Raw genomic sequence first — 20,920 nt, 5'->3', positions numbered from 1 at the left:
CCTATCGGGCGATATTAATGGTTCCAGAACATTGCGTTTCATCGTCCACTTTGATCAAGTAAATATAAGTCCCTTGACCGAGTTGTTCACCAGCGGTGTCCAAACCATCCCAGCGCCATTCGCCTGAGATTGGCTGATCGATGTCTGCAACTTGATTATTTTTAAGATCGTAAATGAAGACATGTATCTCCGAATTGGCCTTGCGCATATTCGGAAACTGAAAGATTACCTCATCATTAACATTGTCTTGCAATCCAGGCGTTATAGGATTTGGTGACCGATCACACGGCGTTTCCGCAAGAGTAAATGTGAACGATGTGTCGAGAAGATTGCCAGCACAGTCGGATGTGACAGGCGGAAGGTCGCGCACAATAAGGCGGACAGTTACCTGTTGGCCATCCTCGAAGATCGCGCCGGTTCTTTGAGCATCAAAGCTAAGGGTCGGATTATTCCATTCGACATAGCTTTCGTCGTAATCGACCATAGTCGTCTCGTCGCCGGCAATAATTTGCACAACTATTGTTGTCGAATCTACCGGAAGCAATAAGTCGGCAATATCCATCTCGATGTCGAAATTGAAGGCCGATATCGAGGGGGGACTCATCGGTGAAGCATTGCTCATAATCGGAGGTTCGAGATCGACAAAGAAATCCCAACAATACTCATCCGACCAAACACCGATAGTATCGCTAATGCTATCGAGGCAAACGGTTATATTACCGGTTTGATAAGTATAGAAACCGCTAGGTCTGAAATAAAGCGTGTCGCTAACGAGTTGAAGCTCGTCGTCGTCCAGGGTAAAACTATCGCTATTCACCCAAAAGACAATTGTCGAAATGTCGATATCGCTACCGCTCGTGAGGTCGATGTGAACCTCTTCGTCCTCGCATGTAGTAATAACGCTTTCGGCCGGTGCAAACATAACCGGAACCGGAGGCGTAGAACTCGCTGTCAACGCAGCGAAGATTAAGAGCAGGAAAACGGAGAATAAGAAAAAATCTCCCCTTAATGTCATATCAGCTCCTTTGACTTTAACAAAATCCTAACAATAACCAAAACGCGAAATTCACTACGCGCTTATGTCAGCATACTTCGAATTTTAATAAACGAATTTAATTTCCACTACAATAAAAGTCAAGGGGAATTTGGATTTAGAAAAACAAACAATAAAAGTATCTTTTAGAAAAGTCTGAAGTTCGATGATATTGTATTAGATTAAAAACACAGTAAACAAAAGCTTTCGCCTTAAAGATGCCATAAGTTAAATCACAAAAAAATCCCTTTTCCAATATATAATCATAAAGGACGAAACCATCGATTATTCTTTCACTAATGTTAACAACCTATTTTTAAAGAGTATTATTTTTTAAAAAAACTTGCATAAAAATAGCCATATAATAAGTTTGTAAAGATAGGCAATTAGCTTGTAGCTTCAAAGAAAGGGGACGAAATGAAGAAAACTCTCATTATTATGGGAATGATTTTTCTCGCACATGTTGCTTTCGCAGACAAGGGCGGTGGAGCAAGTATAAGTTTTGGATACCAGCTCAACGATGCTACAGCGGCGAAAGAAACATACGAAGCAATGATACCAGATGAGGAACTTTCCTCAACAAATGAACTCGTCCTCGATATTCATGGATGGGGAGTCCTTAACCGTTTCCTTAGAATCGGTGGAATTCTCTCCGGGGGCTATTTTGATGCCAAAGGCGAGCCTTCCGAAGATGTGATGAGCGAAGATGAATCCGGTGTCGGGTTTGGCGATGCTCGTCTTGCGGTTCTACCTGAAGTTTATGCAACCTTTGGGCCTCTAGATTTATCCGGCGGCCTCGCCGTGGGCGGAGGCTCCATCATTACATTCATCAACGACGACAATGGTGACAATGACGGAGAGATGTCGTTTTATGGCTTCATTCGCCCGCAGGTTTCAGCAGCCTATGACTTAGGACCGGTTGGAGTCGAGCTTACAACTGGTTACCATATGCCTTTTGCAGGCGATGAAGGCAAATTCTGGTTTATCGAAGCCGACGGAGATACTGTTGAAAAAACCTTCGAGCCTTCGGAAATGGGCGGCATTTTCTTCGAACTGGGAGTCTTCTTCGGCGATAAAGGCGTTAAAGAATAACCCAGACAAACCTGTTTAAAAAGGCCTCCGAAAATTCGGAGGCCTTTTTATCCGCGAAAGGGTTATTCTCGCGAGAGCCTTTTTTCAATTGGTTTAGCAACCGCTAGAAGATAAATCAAAGGCAATAAACCGGCAGTATTAAATATCAATAAGCAAACAAACCAGCCGGTTTGACCGATTCTGGCTGATTTCCAAAGCGCAATACCCTTTAGCACTAATTCAATCAAAACCAATGCTACGATAAGCACTATTAGCCCTGCTCCAAGCCCTGCACCCAGTAAGTCAGTTCCGTTTACCACAATTTTCCCCTTTCGAGTAAATTTATTGTCTTCTCGATAAGGCTATAAACTAACCTATGGGATTTATTCGATTTTTTTTGAAATTTTTATCGTTTCCCCCGCATATTCGACGATTACCCCGGGACGAAGCTTATGTCTTTTACGGGTTTCGACCTGGCCCCCAACCAGAACTTCACCAGAACTGACCGCCGCTTTCGCCTGGGCACCATTCTCGCAAAGGCCTTCGGCCTTGAGCAGTTTGAATAACTCAATAAATTCGCCGTCAATTTCGAATACTATCATTACTAGTCCTAACTAGTCCTAATTTGTTTTAAACAATCCCAAGATAAAAAGATATTATACCAATAATCGCATGAGACGCCATAGTTCCAATTATATTCGGGTGTCGGTTATAGGTTATTCCCCATATTATACCGAGAAGAAAAGTGGCCACTAAAAAAATGGGATTCCGGTAAATTATATGAACATAGGAGAACAAAATTGCTGAAATTATAATCTGTGCGGCCTGCCCTTTAATGCCGGCTTTATCCAACTCAGCAAAAACGAATCCTCGAAAAATGAATTCCTGCACGGGAACAATCAGCAATACATATATCAAATAGAAATGGTTAAAAAACTCCTTTTCCTGCCGTTGAAAAATATTTTCTGCAAATATTGCAAAAATAAAAGCTAGCACAAGAAGTAAAGCAATAGTATTCCATATTAAGGATTGCCTTAGATTATCAAAACGAAGACCAAGCTTTTTTATTCCTATCCCTTGAGTAAAGCATATGAGCACCAAAAACACCGCAATAAACGAAAATAGCCAGAACCTATAAGCAAACGGGATGAACCCGCATGCAATCATAGATGGAACTGAAACAATCAGGATTGTAAGCGCAATTAGAGTTATTTTACTTTTAGTATTCGACAAATTTCATTCCTCTTAACATGATTTATAAAACTCATCGATAAGTATAATTAAAAAGACCTTAATGAGATAGTCTCTTTTTACACTTTCCCGTGACGGTGAAACTAATCGCCGAATGAAACCATTTTTCTGATTGCGAATAAAATAGCAATTTTTTTCGCGCCGATATGCGCGAATAATGAGGTCTTGCGAATAGGGAAAAAAAGCGCTGGACATTTCGATAGGGAATAAGTAATCTTGCTTCTTATGACTTTTGCATTTTCAAAGAAAGGATAGAAGATGATAGATGTCAGACCTTTTAAAGGATTTCGTCCCAAACCAGAATATGCGCAAAACATTGCCAGCTTGCCTTATGATGTTCTATCTAGCGAGGAGGCTCGCGCCGTCGCAAAGGACAATCCCCTTAGCTATTTACATGTTGTTAAACCGGAGATAGACCTACCGGAAAACACAGACCTTTATTCCGATGAGGTTTATAAACAAGGTTCAATAAACCTCAAGAGACTCATCAATGCTGGCTATATGTGCCAAGATTCCCAACCGAGATACTACATATATCGCCAGATTATGTGCGACCACACTCAAGTAGGCCTTGTTGCCCTTGCTAGTGTCGAGGAATACGATAAAGACATTATCAAGAAACACGAGCTCACCCGCAAGAAAAAAGAGGACGATAGAACAAAGCACATATCGACCCAGAATGCCCAGTCCGGACCTGTATTCTTAACCTACAGGCACTGTGATGAAATAGATAGAACTATCGCCGAATTCATCAAGAAAAAGGCGACCGTGGATTTCGTTGCCGAGGATGGCATACGCCACACACTTTGGGTTATCGATGATCCTTCAGTTGAAACTACTATACGAAACGAATTTAAGAAAATCGAATACATCTATGTTGCGGACGGCCATCATCGTAGTGCAAGCGCAAGCCGTGTTTGCGCAGAACGCAAAGCGCAAAATCAAAATCACACAGGCGAAGAGGAATATAACTTTTTCCTTTCTGTGATCTTTCCGGACAATCAAATGAAGATTCTCGATTATAACCGCGTGGTTAAAGACCTCGTTGGTCTGAGTAAAGAGGATTTTATTGGAAAGGTTACCGAGAATTTTGAAATTGAAAAGATGGGTGCAAAGGCCTACAGACCAAAAGCATTACATAAATTCGGCATGTTTCTCGATGGTATCTGGTATAAGCTCACGGCAAAAGAGGGTTCCTTTGATGCCTCTGACCCGGTTAAGTCCCTCGACGTGGCCATTCTTCAAGAAAATTTACTTGCCCCTACTTTAAATATAGGCGATCCAAGAACCGATGAGCGTGTTGGTTTTATTGGTGGAATCCGCGGTCTGGGCGAACTTGAAAAACTCATCGATTCCAAAAAGTGGGCTGTCGCATTCGCGATGTTCCCGACCGGCATAGATCAGCTTATAGCTATTGCTGATGCCAGTAAAATTATGCCTCCAAAAAGCACGTGGTTCGAGCCAAAACTTCGTAGCGGCATGGTCGTTCATTTGCTTGATTAGAAATTGAATATCTAATTATTGAGCCACGTGATTCCTTTCGCGTGGCTTTTTTATTGGGTATTTTATTTATCTTACAAGTATCGATAATATTCTTAACTTCATTCTAGCCCTTGACAGTTATATAAGAGGGTATTATACTGTAATATTAAGTATAAACTGGAGGTAGCATGAAAGCAATAAAACTTCTTTCACTCGCTTTTTTATTAAGTGGAATAGCCTTCGGGTATAGTTTCTGGATACCTATAACTTTCGAAGACACGCCAACAGATTGGGCATCGTGCACATTAGGTGTTCAACCGGGAGCAACCGATGGTTTTGATTTTGGAGTAGATGGTATGGCCATTCCTCCTTTTATGAGCTTCGGTGCTTCTTTTATGCCTACCGGCGGGGGAATGCTTAGCCTCAGCAAGGACCTTCGCTCCGACACAGAACCAGAACATATATGGCAGGCCGAGTTTAGTAACTACACTGCCCCCAACATCAAGGCCACGTGGCTTCCTACATGGGTGCCATCGGACTCGATTAGACAGATGTATATAGGCTATGGCATGACGCTGGATACCTCCATCGTATGGGAAGAAATGCACACCATCGATAGCCTGATAATTCCGGTTGGAAATTTTGCCTTCTTTAAGCTCGTTCAGGATGTAGAACCTCCCGAGCCGGACACTATCCCGCCTATTATTTCTAATTGGTTCCCAGCCGATGGCGACACGGTAGATACCAGTCTTACTATGATCTACTTCGATGCCACAGATGAAGCAGGGCTCGACACCTCGATGTTTAATATTCATCTATGGATTGACACCCTCGATATCGGCTTTATCACTACACGCACGCCTATAGTAGATGGAATTAGAGTGACTTATAACACACTACTCCCATTTGCTGCTGGCACATGGGTAACCGCCATCGCACAGGTTCAAGACAAGGCCCTCACGCCAAATATAACTACTGACACAATACAGTTTTATGTTGGCGGCGGGGGCGGATCGACCGATTCTCTGCTCACTTTAACAGTGCAAACAATGCTTACAGGGTTCCCTCCACCAACCTCACTGGCACTGACTAAGATAGAAATCGTTGAACTCATTATCTCCCAAATGACAGATGACATGGGACAGACTATATTCGACTCACTTGTGTCAGATACCTATACCATAATTGCTAGCAGAGACGATTATTTTAACGCAGGCGCCACAGTAGTTATGACTCGCGATACTATGATCATGCTAGTATTAACAGAAGACACAACAGGTGGTGGGGGAGGAAACAGTATCAGCGGCAATGTTTCTTTAGTTGGCGCTTCGGACTATACAGGTAGCATCTTGTTCCTTTCTTCAATAATGGGTGATTCCTCGGTGTCATACGACACTACCGATGTTCTCGGCTTCTACGAATTTACAGGGCTTATACCCGGGATGTATAAACTCATTGCCACTCATTCGGGATACGACCCTGATTCTACATTCCCAATGGTTTTCTTCGGTGATACGATAATTGACTTCGAACTCGACTATGGAGGGGCAATCGATCACGATTTGCTCGTTATCGACTGGGATAATTGCGACACACTCATGCCGTGGGGTCTAGGGCCGGCCGAGTGGTTGTTTAACCGAATCCCCGGCCACATCGATGCTGGCATCACAACTCAAGATCCGGATATTTCGTCAATCGACCTTTCTGCTATTAACGCAATAGCCTTCGTCACTGGAAACCGGCTTGGCACAAACACCATGCCCGACGATGCCTCAATTCAAGCCATGATAAATTTTGTCGGGGGTGGCGGAAGCATTTACTGGGAAGGCACTGACAATGCTCGTGACTATTCGACCGGAAGCCCTGTCGCACAGGAGTTTATGGCCTTGTTTGGAGCCAATTTTGGAGCAGAGGGATTCTCGGCATCAACAGGTAATATTGAAAAAATTGTCCTTTACCGAAATTTTCATCCGTTGGTAGTAGGCGACACTCTCGATTACGCCTTCCGCACCGAAGCCGACCATTTTGTTGATGAACTTCTTGTAACAGATGGCGATGCTATTGCGGTTTCACACGATGGCCCTGCGCCAACTATAAGCCCTATCAGGGGCGTGTTCAACGGAATAGGTTCATCTGCTAGGATAATCAGCACTTTCTACCTCGGCGCTGTCGATAGCTCTGAAGCTAGAGAAGCCTATTGGGATGAAATTCTCTTTTACCTTCTCGAGTGGACCTCTATCGACGAGGCCCAAAAACCCGTTTCAATGGAGACGATTCGCGTGGAACCGAATCCTTTCAATTCTTCATGTAAGATCACTGCTCCCGGACCTATCGAGATATACGACCTTGCCGGAAGACTTGTATCGACTCACGCCGGCGATGGTTCTATTTGGAATGCTCGAACATCTGAAGGCCTGGAATTCCCATCTGGAATGTATCTGGCTATCACCCGCAATCCTCGGGGCAGAATAATAGGAGGGAGGAGCTTATCGCTCGTTCGATAGCTTTATTTATCCTTCTTCTTGCATTTTTCGTTTCCTGTGCTGGGCCACAATTGGTTACGGATTTCAAGAAAGTTTCAATAGACTCAAAAGCCCTTATCGATACGCTTAATTTGAGGGATTCTCTTCTCCAGCGGGTTTCGGGTAGGATTTCTATTAAAATAGAGACAGACACATTTAAGAACTCTTTCTCTGCTGATTTTTTCTACTCCGCACCCGACAGCTTCAGGGCCAATATTCGCGGTTTTGTTGGGTCTGTGCCAGCTGTCGCCGTTTCGATTGGCGATTCGATGGCGTTATTTTTGCCATCAAAGGATTCTCTTTATATTATAAAAGAAGATGCCGGCATTAATCCTGTTCTTGGATTAGATATTGGGACCTCGGATCTGGTAAAAGCCTTAATAGCACGGGTAGGTTTATCTGAAGAGCCTGGAGACCTGATAGATTTTAGCACCGAATCACAGACTATAGAAATGGTATTCGAGAGAGAAATGGAACTTAGGAGGATCGAAATACTTCCGTCGGCATGGGTTCCCACAAGTATTCAAATATTCTCGAAAAACGGATTAGCGATTTTAGATATCGGTTATTTCCAGTTTGTCGATAGCAATGGTATAATCCGGCCAAGGATGATCACGATCACAAATCCCACCCGAAATGAAAAAATAATGATAAAGATTGAAAAGGAAACCTTGAACAATAAGCTTCCCGAAGACATATTTGTTTTGCCGATTCCTTCCGATGCTGGCATATTATATTTAAACAGGAGCATCGATGACAATTGAAGATAGAATGCGCCATAGCTTTAAAAAGAGAATCCCATTCCTTGAAGCTATTGCTACTGGGGTTCTTCTGGGCATCTTGTTAATATTTTTTACTCCACGATGCCAACCGGAACCAGCTAAGGTTATTATAGATTACTCGAGCAATATAAAAATACCCGAGCTTGAATTCGTTCTCGATTCACTTTCGCAAAATGGCTATTCAATCGACAACCATTTCCCCATTTATGTCCGTCTCTATAAACCGGTTATACCCGGCGACGAAAAGGAGGAGGCCGTGCGCATTGCCAAAGCTATTAAGGGTAATACTGGCGCGAATGTTCAGGTGCAACTCGACTTTGACGGAGGGAGATATTTTGCTCACCCTGAAAAGGGAATTATAATCCCCATAGTGAAGTAAACACTATTTTAGCAGAGCAATTATCTCGTTTCATCCAGCTTAAATCCAAGAGGATTTTGGAACCACGAAATAAGATAGTTTATTATAATCATTGATTAATAGTAAATTTTTTCCTTGACATTAGTTTTTAACATAAATATATATTAGTAAACGGATTCCCACCAATCTGATACCCTCAGGACGATGAAATTGTCATTTTTGAAGATTTGTATTTTTTTTCTAATCGCTTTCTCGGCATTAAGCGCCGAAAAGGATAGCCTATATTATTCGCAGACTGAAAAAAGTGAAATTATCCCATCGAATAAATACTTCGATGAAAACTGTGCGCTTACAAAAAGCGGTCATGCCTCGCTTTTCGCGCGGAATCGACTCGTGCAAAACAGCAGGCTTAGCTTTGGCTATAGCTCTAACAGTAGATCGAGTGGTTCTGTGTTGAGCTACACACATGGAATTGATTACGCGTTTAGTTCGAGACTTAAGACCTCCGTTTATCTCGATATTGCAAGCGTCAGCTTTAATGGTTCTAAGCACACAGAATTGACTCCTGCTTTTAGATTGGACTGGAGACCTAACGATAACACTTTTTTTAGACTCAATTTAAAAATATCGCCACAGACTATTTCAGGGGAAGATTTTCTTGCCGACCCATGGCATAGACCTTTAGGATTATAACCCACCCAATATGGCTAAAACCCAACAGAATAAAATTCATTCTGAAAATCAACGCTTAAAGAAGACATTAAAGGTATTCGACTGGGCGGTTATTATTGTTTTAACATTCGTTGGATTTTTTATTGTGGGTAAATACTTAATCCCCGAAAAAGAAGAGCCTTTTTCGCGTCGAATTCCTGATAAAGGCGCTATCAAGGTCGAACTCTTTGGCGGTTGTGGAAAAGGGCAAGACGTTCTCAAAATTGCCGAACTGCTTCGTGAAATGGGTGTCGATGTTGTAGATATAAAACAGGAAAGCGGCTATTTGTATCCTTCGAGTTTGATAGTGGATAGGGTTGGAAATGCCACAGTGGCTGAGTCGCTGGCCTATCTTACAGGATTGCCGGACGATAGAATTATCCTGCAGCGATACGAGCTTATGGTCGATGCGACTATTGTAGTCGGGCTCGACTACCTTACAATTATAAAAAAACTGAAGGGAAAATATAAAACATGACAGAAATTGAACAACCCACAACACGCGAGATAGTGTTAGCACTCGCGGAGACAATCGTTGAAAAGATGGGGCGTGATGTCCGCATCCTAGACCTTAGGGGCCTCACAGAGATAGCGGATTGGTTCATCATTGCTAGCGTTCAAAGCAAAAGACACCTCAAGATTTTAGGCGGAGACTTGGTCAGTGAAATTAAATCAGCCAATATCGGCCCTATTCGAGTTGAGGGTCTGACGAGTGAATCGTGGGCTATTATCGATATGTTCGATATTGTAGTGCATCTTTTCTTACCGGACAAAAGGGATTTTTATTCCCTCGAAGATTATTGGGCTGATGCGCCCTCCGAGACTATCGGTATCGAGGTTGAAGGGGAAGAGGATGCTGTATAAAGCTAATGTAGAGCTAATCGAAGCTTTGAAGAAAACCATAATGGATATGTGGCATATAGAAGTTATGCCTGAATTAACCATTCCTGACAACATGGAATTCGGCGATCTTTCAACAAATCTACCCTTCCAGCTTGCTCGAGAACTTAGGCGATCTCCAAAAGACATTGGATATGACATTGTAAAAAATATTATTCTTCCCTCTTCTTTTAGCAAGGTTCAACAAGCGGGAGTAGGATTTTTAAATTTCGATTATTCGTTGGATTTTCTCAGGGACATGCTTGCGAGAATAATCGACAAACCCCGTGATTTTGGAAAACCCGACAACTGCGGAGAGCGAATTCAAATCGAATTCGTATCCGCTAATCCAACCGGCCCTCTTAATGTTGTGAGTGCGCGCGCTGCTGCAGTGGGAAGCTCGATAGTTAATATTCTCCGCTATGTCGGTCATGACGTGCAGGGTGAGTATTATCTGAATGATGCTGGAAATCAAATACGCGAGCTCACTATTTCCTTTATTCTCAGGATAATAGAACAACGCGGTTATTCCGTAGAATTTGGAAAAGACAGCTATAGAGGCGATTATCTCGCTAACGAGGCCGTCCTGTTCGCAGACAAAGAACCGAAGATACTGGAAAATCTCTTAGAAATAATCGAAAAATCGGATTTAACCTCTTTTACTTCGGATAATGTAGCTCTTCTAATTAAATCAAACGGCAACAAAGACCTTTTAGAGACTTTAAAAAACTGGATTTTAGAGAGAATGATTTCCGAAATCCGAGTCTCTTTGGAAAACTTCGGTGTTAGATTCGATAAATTTTTCAGAGAAACCGAACTCAGGAATGCGAATTTTGTGGTCGATACTCTCGATAAATTCAGAGCAGAGGGATTGACCTTCAAAAATGAAGGCGCTGAATGGTTCGATACACCCGTGATAGACCCAAATGAAAAACCCTTTGTTCTTATCAAGTCCGATGGTGAATTGACCTACGGTGCCGTCGATATAGCCTATCACAGAAATAAGATGCTTCGTGGATTCGATAGACTTTACGATATTTGGGGCCCGGATCATCATGGCCATATCGGTAGAATTAAAGCCGCAATCAAAGCTCTCAAACACGAATGTCGCTTCGATGTTCTTGTTCTCCAACAGGTCAATTTGCTCGAAAATGGCGAAAAGATAAAGATGTCCAAGCGTTCCGGTAATATTGTTACTCTTAATGAGTTAATCGAGGATGTCGGTGTCGATGTTGCGAGATTTTTCTTCATTGCACGGCGCATGGAAGCTCATCTGGATTTCGACCTCGACCTTGCGCGAAAAGAATCGGACGAGAATCCAGTGTATTATATCCAATACGCTCACGCTAGAATTAACGGTATTCTTGAACATGCAAAGATTAAAGGCTATAATCCCTCCAATCTCGGAAGAAAAGAACTCGCTTCTCTTAATCAACCGGAAGAATTGGCCCTGGCGCGCAAACTGGCTCAGTGGTCCTTTGTTCTATCCAAGTGTGTCGACGAGTTAGCGCCACATCATTTATGCTTTTACTTAATTGAACTTGCGCAGACTTTTCATCCTTTTTATGCTAAACACCGTGTAGTTGGAGACGATCCAATTACAACTATGGCGCGTGTTGCACTTTGCCGTTCAATAAAAGAGGTCCTTGCCCTCGGCCTCAGCCTTCTTGGCATTGTAGCACCTGACAATATGTAGAATTTTATCAAAGCAATCATAATAAGAAAGAGGTAGAAATGCCAAAAAAGAAAGACATGGAATTGGAAAATAAAGAAGCAAATTCCATCGACTCAAAAGAGAAGAAACCGAAGAAAAGCGGCTTACATGATGGTCTTCCGATGGAGTATGAAATATTCCTATTCAGAGACAAGCCACCCGAAAACCAAGAGCCATCACACCGTGCTGAAGCTCCCGAAAAGCCAAAAGAGAAAAAATCGCCCGAAATAAAAAAAGCCGAAGAAAAACCGATTAAAAAGAATATAGAGAGAAAAGACAAACCCGAAAGAAGAAAACCTGACCCTAGAAAAACAAAACAGACAGAACCAATACATAAGAAGAACTTCGCTCATCAATCAAAACCCCAAGATAAGGCTCGTGAGCGCGTTGAAAGAGAGGTTGCAATGAGGTCGGAGCCCACAAAAACACCCCACTCTATTCCTAGGAAACCAGTGAATGCCAATCTCGAAGAGCTTAAGAAAAAGCATATAGACGAATTGGTTTCGCTCGCTGAAGAGTTTGATATCGACAGCGCTAGCTCTCTCAGAAGGCAAGATATTATCTTTAGATACCTTGAAAAGATAGTAGCTTTTAAGGGGAACATATCAGGAAGCGGCGTATTAGAGGTTCTTCCCGATGGTTATGGCTTCCTTCGTAGCCCTGACTATAATTATCTCGCTGGCCCTGATGACATTTACGTTTCGCCCAGTCAGATCAAACGCTTTCGCCTGCGAACAGGTGATGCTGTAACTGGACACATCCGCCCACCTAAAGACTCCGAGCGCTTTTTCGCGCTTTTAAAGGTTGAAACTATCAACGATGAAAACCCTGAGGCCCTACGCCACAAGATTCTCTTCGATAACCTAACACCACTTTACCCTAATGAAAGCCTTATTCTCGAGAATTCCCCCTCAGATTCCTCGATGAGAATTATGGATCTTCTCACTCCTATTGGCAAGGGACAGAGAGGCCTTATTACAAGCCCTCCAAAAGCCGGAAAGACCGTGCTTTTACAAAAAATTGCCAATTCGCTTTCACATAATCACCCCGAATGCAAACTCATAGTGCTTCTTATAGATGAGCGTCCTGAGGAAGTAACCGACATGCAGCGTTCGGTGAATGCCGAAGTGATTTCAAGCACCTTTGACGAAGCACCCCAAAGGCATGTTCAGATTGCGAACATGGTTATTGAACGCGCAAAGCGGCTTGTCGAGCACAAACGCGATGTTGTGATTCTCCTCGATTCTATTACTAGGCTTGCAAGGGCATATAACTCTGTCGCGCCGCACTCCGGTAGAATACTCACGGGTGGTGTCGATGCTTCGGCATTACAAAAACCCAAGAGGTTCTTCGGTGCCGCTAGAAACATAGAAGAGGGCGGAAGTCTTACCATCCTCGGCACGGCACTCATTGAAACCGGCAGCAAGATGGACGAGGTTATTTTTGAGGAATTCAAGGGCACAGGCAACATGGAAATCGTATTCGACCGCAGACTTGCCGACAGAAGAATATTCCCCGCTATGGATGTTAATCGCTCGAGCACGCGCAAAGAGGAACTACTTCTCGATAATACTTCGCTGCAGAGAATATGGCTTTTAAGAAAGATACTTGCTGACATGAATCCGGTAGAGGCTATGGAATTTCTTAAGAATAAAGTGCTAACAACAAAGACTAATGAAGAATTCATGAAATCCATGGCTATAGGCTGATGTTAAGGATAATTCGAGATCGATTCGATTTCGAAGAGAAGGGTGGAATTCTCCTTTTTCCCAACAGTTCGGCCATTAGAGATGCTGTTCTAAGGCTTCTTCCACCGGGTAAAGCTAAACTTGGGAATTGGACTTTCACACCGAAATCCTTTATTTCCGATTTCGATAAGTATCTCGATCTTCCTAAAGAACTAGATTCTATCGATCAAGTTTTCCTTGTTAAAAGGATACTTGCCAGCAACCCCGAACTAAGCGACTCCGCTCGAATAGCGGGTATAGTTATCGATATTTCTTCGGTGCTTCTCGCCCTGAGGCGTGCAGGCTACACAACAGATATCGGCTTTAATAAGGCATATGCCAAGAAGTCTTGGCGCTATGGAGCACGGCAAAAACAACTTGCCGAGCTTCTCCAGCGCTATAACGAGGAGCTTAAAGCTATGGATTGCACAGATTCGGCTGAAAGAGAATCTGCTGCAATAGATCTTCTTTGCAAAAAAGGGCCTTCACTTTCTTTTGGTCACATAGACAAAGTATCCGCGATCTGGTTTGATGAGCTTAGGCACATGGATGCCAGAATATTGGTTGCCATGGCTTGTCATACAGATGTAGATTTTTATTTACCTACAAGCGATATCGCCTTCGAGGATAAAAAGCTAAACAAGTCTTTGATGTCATCGGTTAAGCTTCTGGAGGATATTGCGACCGAACTTGGCGTCGAGGTGATACATAAACCGTTGCTAAACACAAAAGTCGATATACCCGCTCGGGACATCGTTCTTGCGATAGCCGCTCGAAACGGATACATAGAAAATCTGCCAAAATCTATCATAGGGCAATGGCCACGCTTAACGGTTTTCGAGGCAAAAAACGGCCTCCAAGAAAACGAGCTTGTAAGCTCGGCTGTTAAAGCGCTTCATTTGGATAACAGTATCGCTTATGAATCTATCTCCATCTTTACTGACAATCCAGAGCACACTGTCAGAGACCTCGATGACATGGGAATACCTTTCATCGGTCCGCGTGCTTTTCCCTTCGTTTCAAATATGATCTCAAAACTCGTTCTTAGGATTCGAGACACAATAGAATCAGACATTTCGAGAAAAAGTGTTCTCTCCCTTTTTAAAAATCCTTTATTGGCAAACACAGACATAGAGCAAATAGATACATTGCTTTGTGCTTATGGTTTCAGGGGCATACAAGATTTACCTCTTTTGAAATCCGAGAATATAAAGGAAAATGAGAGAGAAGCGGCTTTAAAAGCTCTGGAGTTGCTTGAGAGCGTTAAGGATATTCTTTTCCCGGCACTCTATTATAAAAAGATAACTGGTAATATTTTTTCGAACATACTTTGGAGGTTTTTTAAAAAGTTCGATATTTCCGATAGAATCATGGAGCAAGCACTTCAAACTGATTCTTATATTAAGAGCTCGATTCTATTCAAATCCTTTGAGAATATCGAAGATCTTATCGAACGATTCAAAGATTCTCCCGAGGACTATTTTTCAAGCCACTGTGACCTTCTTGTGAAACTCATTCCAGCTGAGCAGGATGAAATCATTAACGGACAGGGTGTTCACATTCGCCCTCTCAGCGAAATCTATCGATGTGACACAAAAATCGCGATTATCCCAGGGTGCATCCAAGGTGATGTCCCAAAAAATGACAGCGATTATCTTTTTCTAACCTCAAGCGAGGCGGTCGGACTCGGAATAAATCTTGAAAATTCGCTATTGAGGCGTTTTTATAATATCCTAACGGTCGTTGCAAAAACCGACTTAACGATAATGACGCACTCGCTTTCAGAGGAAGACAGACCACTTCCGCCCTCTCCGATAATAGTTTCTTTTATGCGGGCTCTGGGTGATAATAAAGAAAAATACCTCAAAAAAAATGCCGCCCATGCTTCGAGTTTGCTTTTAAGGTCTTTTTCCTTAAAAAACCAACAAATCGAAGCTGGCAGACTTCTATGTCGGCCTCGGGCAGAAATTGGGACAATCACCCACAAACTCGAAGGTGTCAAAGGCCTAGATAGAGCGATTCACTCATTACGGGTTTTTAATTATATAAAGAAGTTTGAATCGAGTATTTATGATGGTGTTTTAGGAAGGCGTTTTTCTTGCGAAAAATCTTCGCCTCGCAACGGCCTGAGTGTAACGCGGCTGAATAGCTACAATATATGCCCTCTCAACTACTTTTTTTCAAAGATACTCGGGATAGAAACACCACCGGAACCAGAAGAACCTATTGAAAGAAAGATTGAGGGCTCCGTTTTTCATAAAGCTCTCGAATTGTTGTGGAAAAAGAGAATCGAGGGCTATTTCGACGGAAACGATATCCCGTGGCGCATACAGAAAACAGTTTCAGATTTCGAAGCAGCATACAGAAAAATAGCTATTACATCCGAGAATTATCAAAACTCTTTAAACTCTATTGAAGACTTCGTTTCTGAAGCCATATCCAACCAAAAAATTAAAGACCAGGACTTTAGTATCGAAGACTTCAAAAGAAGAATATGCCTAGCCTTAAAGCGCTATATCGAAGCGTTGGTTAAAATATCCGATGAGTTTGTGCCAATCGCAACCGAAACCTCTCTCCAGGGCGAATTCAATAATATTCCTATCTATGGAAAGGTTGATCGAATAGATTGTGACAGCCGTGGAAGACTGAGGATAATAGATTACAAGTCCGGCGGCTCACCAAAACTGAATGATATATTGGAAATGAATGCTATTCAATTACCGCTATATTGTTTGATGGCCGAGAAATACGGCGATGTTGTCGGAGCACATTATTGGATAGGTTTCTCCAAACTAAAACCATCTTTAAGCGCTCGATTCGAGCGAGAAGATTACCCCGGAGATAAGAATGAAAATAGCATTCCAATGGACGAATGGCGAGCATTGCTCGATAAATATTCCGCTTTAACCAAGAAGCTTATCGCCGATATCGATAATTGTAACTTCCCGCCGGAACCCGCAGGCGGCGAATGTCCCAAATGGTGTGAATTTTTCAATATTTGTAATAAAGATATTTCCAGACCCCCCTTCAGAGGCGGCGAAAATGACAAAGGATAAGCTTACCTTAACCGATGAGCAATCTAAGGGTGTCGATATCGACACCCCAATGGGCATGATTGCAGGCGCGGGAAGCGGTAAAACCTTCGTTTTAACGGAAAGATTCATCGCTTTACTTAAAAGGGCTAAACAAAATGGCTTTAGCCCCGAAAAGGCCTTGCGGTCTGTAATAGCAATGACTTACACCCGTAAAGCTGCTGCGGAAATGGCCTCCAGGATTGCGCGAAAATGCGAAGAGCTAGCCTTTGAAGAGAGTGACGAGTTTTGGCATGAGGTTGCAATACGAATGGCTGAGGCAAATATTGGCACAATTCATAGTTTCTGCAGTAAAATTGCACGAAGATACCCTTTTCTATCGAAACTCGATCTATCCGCCGAAGAAGCCCGATTTTCTTATGTTACAATCGATTCTATAGCGGCAGAATTTTGCAAGCATATTACACAAAAAGAGAGTTTTGATATTGAAATAGCTAGAACTTTATCGCGACTGATTGGTTGGAACAATACACCGACATTGCTTGCAAATGCATATTCTAATAGACTGAAAACATCCGATAAAATTAAGGCAACCCCTTCGAGTCAACAAGACCTATTAACACAATGGAGGGTCGGTTTTTTAAAGGTTGCTGCGAAGTGGATTTTGCATTCCAGAAAAATCGCCGCCCGAGAAATTGCCGAGGTCATGGCGCTTGCCAAAAGAGTCAATAGAACAGATAAACTCGCAAGTTTTCTTCTAGATATCGAGGCTCCATTACCAGACCCAGAGAACCCATTTGGTTTTATTCCATTTATCAATGCCTTCACAAGAGCTAATGGTGAAAAGCGAGGAATGTCCAGAAAAGGCAGTATGAAATCATGGGCGGAATCCGACCTGAAGCATGCGAGGGCTTTATGCGATCATATAAGTGAAACGATGTCCGAAGTTTATCCGTTTATTATCGATAATATTGATGAGCTTAGCAACCTCGACGCCGAATCGACCGTCGCTTTTGCAAAACTATACGAACATTTCGAACCCTTCGTTGAAAACAAGCTTCGTTCTCTCGGAATTCACGATTTCGACGACCTTCTTATGGCAGCCCAAAATGTAGTTGTTCATGGAAATTATGTCGAAGACCTCGTCGCTGGTATAGCTTCTCTTCTTGTCGATGAGTTCCAGGACACCGACCCGGTTCAGTGGCATATCATAGCTCATTTGGGCGACAATATCGAGGGTTCTCTTTTTTGGGTTGGAGATCCAAAGCAATCCATTTACCGCTTTCGAGGTGCCGATGTTGCGAACATCGAATACGGGAAAAAATGGATTATCGAAAAAAGTGGTTTCATGGCGCAGTTATCCTGTAATTTTCGTTCAAAAAGAGCCATTTTAAATTTTGCCAATTCGATAGGTGAGATATTGTTTAAATCCAACGAGCACATGGAGTTCAATTTTGAGGCTAAACCACAATCCTTAAAACTCGGGCGCCAGGATAACACTGCAATCGATGGCACAGTGGAGATACTTCTTGCAGATAACGAGAAAGCTACTGAAGAAGAAATGCTTGTAAGTCGTATAAAAACAATTGTAATGGGTTCAAGTAATGGCGAGGATCCTCTTAATATTTCTGAGGGCGAAACACAACGCCCTGCGCGCTGGGGAGACATCGCTCTTCTTATTCCAAAACGAACAACGCTTTCGGAGATTAAGCTTGCCTTACTTTCTTATGATATTCCGCATATCGAGATCGGCGGCAATAGCCTCTTTGCTGTGCAAGAGGTTGCAAGTTGCGCCTGCTTAATCAAGTATCTTGCAGATAGCAGGGATATTATTTCCCTTGTCGGTTTCTTGAGAAGCCCACTTATCGCTTTACCTGACACTGCTATTTTAGCTGCAAGCATTTCTGGTGAAGGCAATATTCGTGAAGGCATTGAAATATGCCTAAAAAACCGACCGCCTACCCTCGGCAATGAAGATTTTTTACTCCTCGAACAAACGATAGAGATACTTAATGAAATCGAAAAAATCGCGGAAACCACCGAACCATCGAAAGTTTTATCTTACACGCTTGAGAGAACCGGCGCTTGGGCTACCTTCGCGGGGATGGCTAACGGTCAGCAAAAAATTGCAAACATTCAGAAGTTTATCCAAATTTGTGTGAAATTCGACGGCAATGGCATAGAACAGCTTGCCCTCCATTTGAATAATCTTGATCAAACGGATGAAAGCGAAGCAAATATCGAGAATGATAATTCTGATGCTGTTAAGATCATGACTATTCACCAATCCAAAGGATTGGAGTTCCCAATTGTGATGATTGCCGACCTCGGAAAGCACTTTAGCAACAAATCGCAAGCCCTTAAATGCGATGACGATCTCGGAATTCTCCTCCAAGCTCAGAATGCACAAGGCGATTCAAAAAGTTCAATTTTGCAGCTCATTTCCAAACTCGAAAATGTTCGAGAAAATGCAGAAAGAAAAAGGCTTTTGTATGTTGCTTTCACAAGAGCGCGAGATCATCTATTCCTTTCCGCCGACAAATGGAAATCGGGTTATATGAAGTTTTTTATCGAAGGGCTTATTTCATCGGAGCCTCAAACCGGTATTACCATGGTTGATTTCGGTGGAACGGCCATTAAAATCAGAAAAGGAATAGACTGCATTGCACCAGTTATTGCAAAAAGAGTATTATTGGGAAAAGAACCGATATACCAAGCTTTCGACCCCACTTCATTAGAGAGCATTTCTTCTGCAAAGAAAAATGAGACCCTCGATATCGAGGGAGGTTTTTATTTTCTTCAAGCTACCGAACTTGCTCAGCTTGGCAGTTGCCCACGAATAAAACAATTAATGTCGTTCGAAAACAATCGAAAGGATACTGAGGAACGTGGTAAGAATTGGGGTAATCTCATTCATCGGTTTTTCGAAATACTCCCGAGCCCACTCCCGGGAATCGAAAAGATCGAGCATATAGCTTTATTGTCGTGCAATGAGTTCGATTTTGCGCCCGCCTCGGCAAAAATCCTTGTTAAATTATCTCAAGATACAAATGTAAAGAGGCTATTCTCTGGAACACCTCAGGTGGATAAACGAGAGGAACGCGTTGTTCTTCATTATAACAAGTTCTTGATAACTGGAGTTATTGACAGACTGTGGTATGACTCGGGCGTTTGGCATATCCTGGATTACAAAAGCGATGCTGTAATTGGTAAAAAGCGAGACCAGCGTCTAGAATATTATGCTCCTCAACTCGCCGCTTACCGCAAAGCAGCCGCTTCTTCCCTTGGAATTCGCGAAGATAGCATTAAAACTTCGGTCCTTTTCACGCATGAACCGGTGGAGCTTCGATCAATACCTGAAATCGATATTGAGCTTCATTTTAACCTTGCTCAAAAATACCTACAAACCAAAGGAAAGGCAGTTCAGGAAAACTGCCTGAACTGCCCTTATAGATCTAAATGCCGAATGGATTGACTATTCCGATTGCACCGGGACGATAGCCTCTTTTAGCACTGAATTATCAATAGATACTTTAGATTCGTCGATAAGCGACTGTATATAACCATCTACGGCATTCTGCGCGCGAAGACCGCCTATTCTGCCAATAAGGTCTTCCTTAATATCTTCGAAAGCCAATTTCTCAGATGGTTTCCTCGAAATTAAGTAAATAAAATGTAAGCCGCTTTCTGTTTTAATAGGGCCACCCCACTTACCAGGAGTAAGACCATCGGCAATCTGAACAACCGCAGGGGATAATTGATTCTGTAAAATAAATCCAATATCGCCAGATTTGGCACCCTCGGGATTTCCCGGATATCGCTCGATCAAGTCATCGAATTTTTTACCCTTTTCTAGCTCACCCTCAATTTTATCAGCTTCGTCTTCCGATATTGCAACGATCTGCTTTAGTTCAACCTGTGGAATAGAATAGAAAAGCGACTCATTCTGAGCATAGACCTGCTGAGCATCGGCCTCTGTAACCGGTTCAGTTTGAGAATTCGCTTGAATATTCATCACCAGAAAATCAGCAAGAACGATGTCCTCAGAGCGATTCATCGCTTCTTTAACCACTTGAACGGTATCTACCTGTAACATTCGAGCATTATCAGCTAAAAGCTTCCTTCGGATAATACCATCGAGAACTTGAGTAACACCCTCCTTGGTCGTAGCGATAGAAACCTGATCTTGAGGTAGAGTTCTTATCTCACCCATAAGCTCGTTAAGTGTTACAATAACATCGTCGTTGACTGTTGCTACGATGCCCTTTCCATCAGCCTGAGCAAAGGCACAACCAACTAAAACCAAAAACGACAGAATAAGGATTTTCTTCATAGTCCCTCCAATATATGTTTTTCAT

The 20,920-nt window shown here is 42.6% G+C and carries 17 protein-coding genes; 12 read left to right on the top strand and 5 right to left on the bottom strand.

The genetic code is table 11. The annotated features are described in order from the left end of the window. Position 1: 1 nt before the first annotated feature. On the bottom strand, positions 2-1,015 hold the full coding sequence (locus KAH81_04310; GenBank protein ID MCK5832878.1) for a hypothetical protein: 1,014 nt from the start codon (positions 1,013-1,015) through the stop codon (positions 2-4). Between the two features lie 435 nt (positions 1,016-1,450). Between KAH81_04310 and KAH81_04305 the strand changes: the two genes are divergently transcribed. Continuing rightward, positions 1,451-2,125, top strand: coding sequence for a hypothetical protein (locus tag KAH81_04305; protein MCK5832877.1), 675 nt, complete (start codon positions 1,451-1,453; stop codon positions 2,123-2,125). Positions 2,126-2,187: 62 nt separating this feature from the next. On the opposite strand, the gene KAH81_04300 is transcribed toward KAH81_04305, so the two are convergent. The 3 genes from KAH81_04300 to KAH81_04290 form a co-directional block, all read right to left on the bottom strand. Then, positions 2,188-2,403 carry a hypothetical protein gene (locus KAH81_04300; protein MCK5832876.1) on the bottom strand — a complete coding sequence of 72 codons (216 nt, stop codon included), beginning with the start codon at positions 2,401-2,403 and terminating at the stop codon, positions 2,188-2,190. A gap of 84 nt (positions 2,404-2,487) precedes the next feature. After that, entirely contained in the window at positions 2,488-2,706 is a 219-nt protein-coding gene (locus KAH81_04295; protein MCK5832875.1) for an RNA-binding S4 domain-containing protein, read from the bottom strand. Positions 2,707-2,734: 28 nt separating this feature from the next. Continuing rightward, positions 2,735-3,337 (bottom strand): CPBP family intramembrane metalloprotease, encoded by a 603-nt coding sequence (locus tag KAH81_04290; protein MCK5832874.1) that lies wholly within the window; start codon positions 3,335-3,337, stop codon positions 2,735-2,737. 276 nt (positions 3,338-3,613) lie between these two features. Between KAH81_04290 and KAH81_04285 the strand changes: the two genes are divergently transcribed. From KAH81_04285 to KAH81_04235, 11 genes are all read left to right on the top strand, one after another. Beyond that, a complete protein-coding gene (locus KAH81_04285) occupies positions 3,614-4,858 on the top strand; it encodes a DUF1015 domain-containing protein (protein MCK5832873.1) in 1,245 nt (414 codons plus the stop codon). 167 nt (positions 4,859-5,025) lie between these two features. Continuing rightward, a complete protein-coding gene (locus tag KAH81_04280) occupies positions 5,026-7,341 on the top strand; it encodes a hypothetical protein (protein MCK5832872.1) in 2,316 nt (771 codons plus the stop codon). A gap of 50 nt (positions 7,342-7,391) precedes the next feature. Next, positions 7,392-8,123, top strand: a complete 732-nt coding sequence (locus tag KAH81_04275) for a DUF4292 domain-containing protein (GenBank protein ID MCK5832871.1) — start codon at positions 7,392-7,394, stop codon at positions 8,121-8,123. Beyond that, a complete protein-coding gene (locus tag KAH81_04270; protein ID MCK5832870.1) occupies positions 8,113-8,520 on the top strand; it encodes a hypothetical protein in 408 nt (135 codons plus the stop codon). Before KAH81_04275 ends, KAH81_04270 begins: the two co-directional genes overlap by 11 nt. Before the next feature lie 189 nt (positions 8,521-8,709). Beyond that, positions 8,710-9,192 (top strand): hypothetical protein, encoded by a 483-nt coding sequence (locus KAH81_04265; GenBank protein ID MCK5832869.1) that lies wholly within the window; start codon positions 8,710-8,712, stop codon positions 9,190-9,192. Between the two features lie 10 nt (positions 9,193-9,202). After that, positions 9,203-9,688: a LytR C-terminal domain-containing protein gene (locus KAH81_04260; GenBank protein MCK5832868.1), complete on the top strand. Its 486-nt coding sequence runs from the start codon at positions 9,203-9,205 to the stop codon at positions 9,686-9,688. Beyond that, the gene (gene rsfS / locus KAH81_04255) at positions 9,685-10,074 is read left to right on the top strand and encodes a ribosome silencing factor (GenBank protein MCK5832867.1); all 390 of its coding nucleotides are present in this window, start codon (positions 9,685-9,687) and stop codon (positions 10,072-10,074) included. The genes KAH81_04260 and rsfS overlap by 4 nt, the downstream gene beginning before the upstream one ends. Continuing rightward, positions 10,064-11,785, top strand: coding sequence for an arginine--tRNA ligase (locus KAH81_04250; protein ID MCK5832866.1), 1,722 nt, complete (start codon positions 10,064-10,066; stop codon positions 11,783-11,785). The genes rsfS and KAH81_04250 overlap by 11 nt, the downstream gene beginning before the upstream one ends. Before the next feature lie 140 nt (positions 11,786-11,925). Next, positions 11,926-13,512 (top strand): transcription termination factor Rho, encoded by a 1,587-nt coding sequence (rho, locus tag KAH81_04245; GenBank protein ID MCK5832865.1) that lies wholly within the window; start codon positions 11,926-11,928, stop codon positions 13,510-13,512. Then, positions 13,512-16,586 carry a PD-(D/E)XK nuclease family protein gene (locus KAH81_04240; protein ID MCK5832864.1) on the top strand — a complete coding sequence of 1,025 codons (3,075 nt, stop codon included), beginning with the start codon at positions 13,512-13,514 and terminating at the stop codon, positions 16,584-16,586. Before rho ends, KAH81_04240 begins: the two co-directional genes overlap by 1 nt. Beyond that, positions 16,573-20,037 (top strand): UvrD-helicase domain-containing protein, encoded by a 3,465-nt coding sequence (locus tag KAH81_04235; protein ID MCK5832863.1) that lies wholly within the window; start codon positions 16,573-16,575, stop codon positions 20,035-20,037. Before KAH81_04240 ends, KAH81_04235 begins: the two co-directional genes overlap by 14 nt. Here KAH81_04235 and KAH81_04230 read toward each other — a convergent pair whose 3' ends face one another. Further along, entirely contained in the window at positions 20,038-20,895 is an 858-nt protein-coding gene (locus KAH81_04230; GenBank protein MCK5832862.1) for a peptidyl-prolyl cis-trans isomerase, read from the bottom strand. Between the last annotated feature and the right edge of the window lie 25 nt (positions 20,896-20,920).

The sequence above is a fragment of the bacterium genome (genome assembly GCA_023145965.1).
In the GTDB taxonomy this organism is placed as follows: domain Bacteria; phylum UBP14; class UBA6098; order UBA6098; family UBA6098; genus UBA6098.
This window is presented reverse-complemented; position numbering and strand designations above follow the sequence as displayed.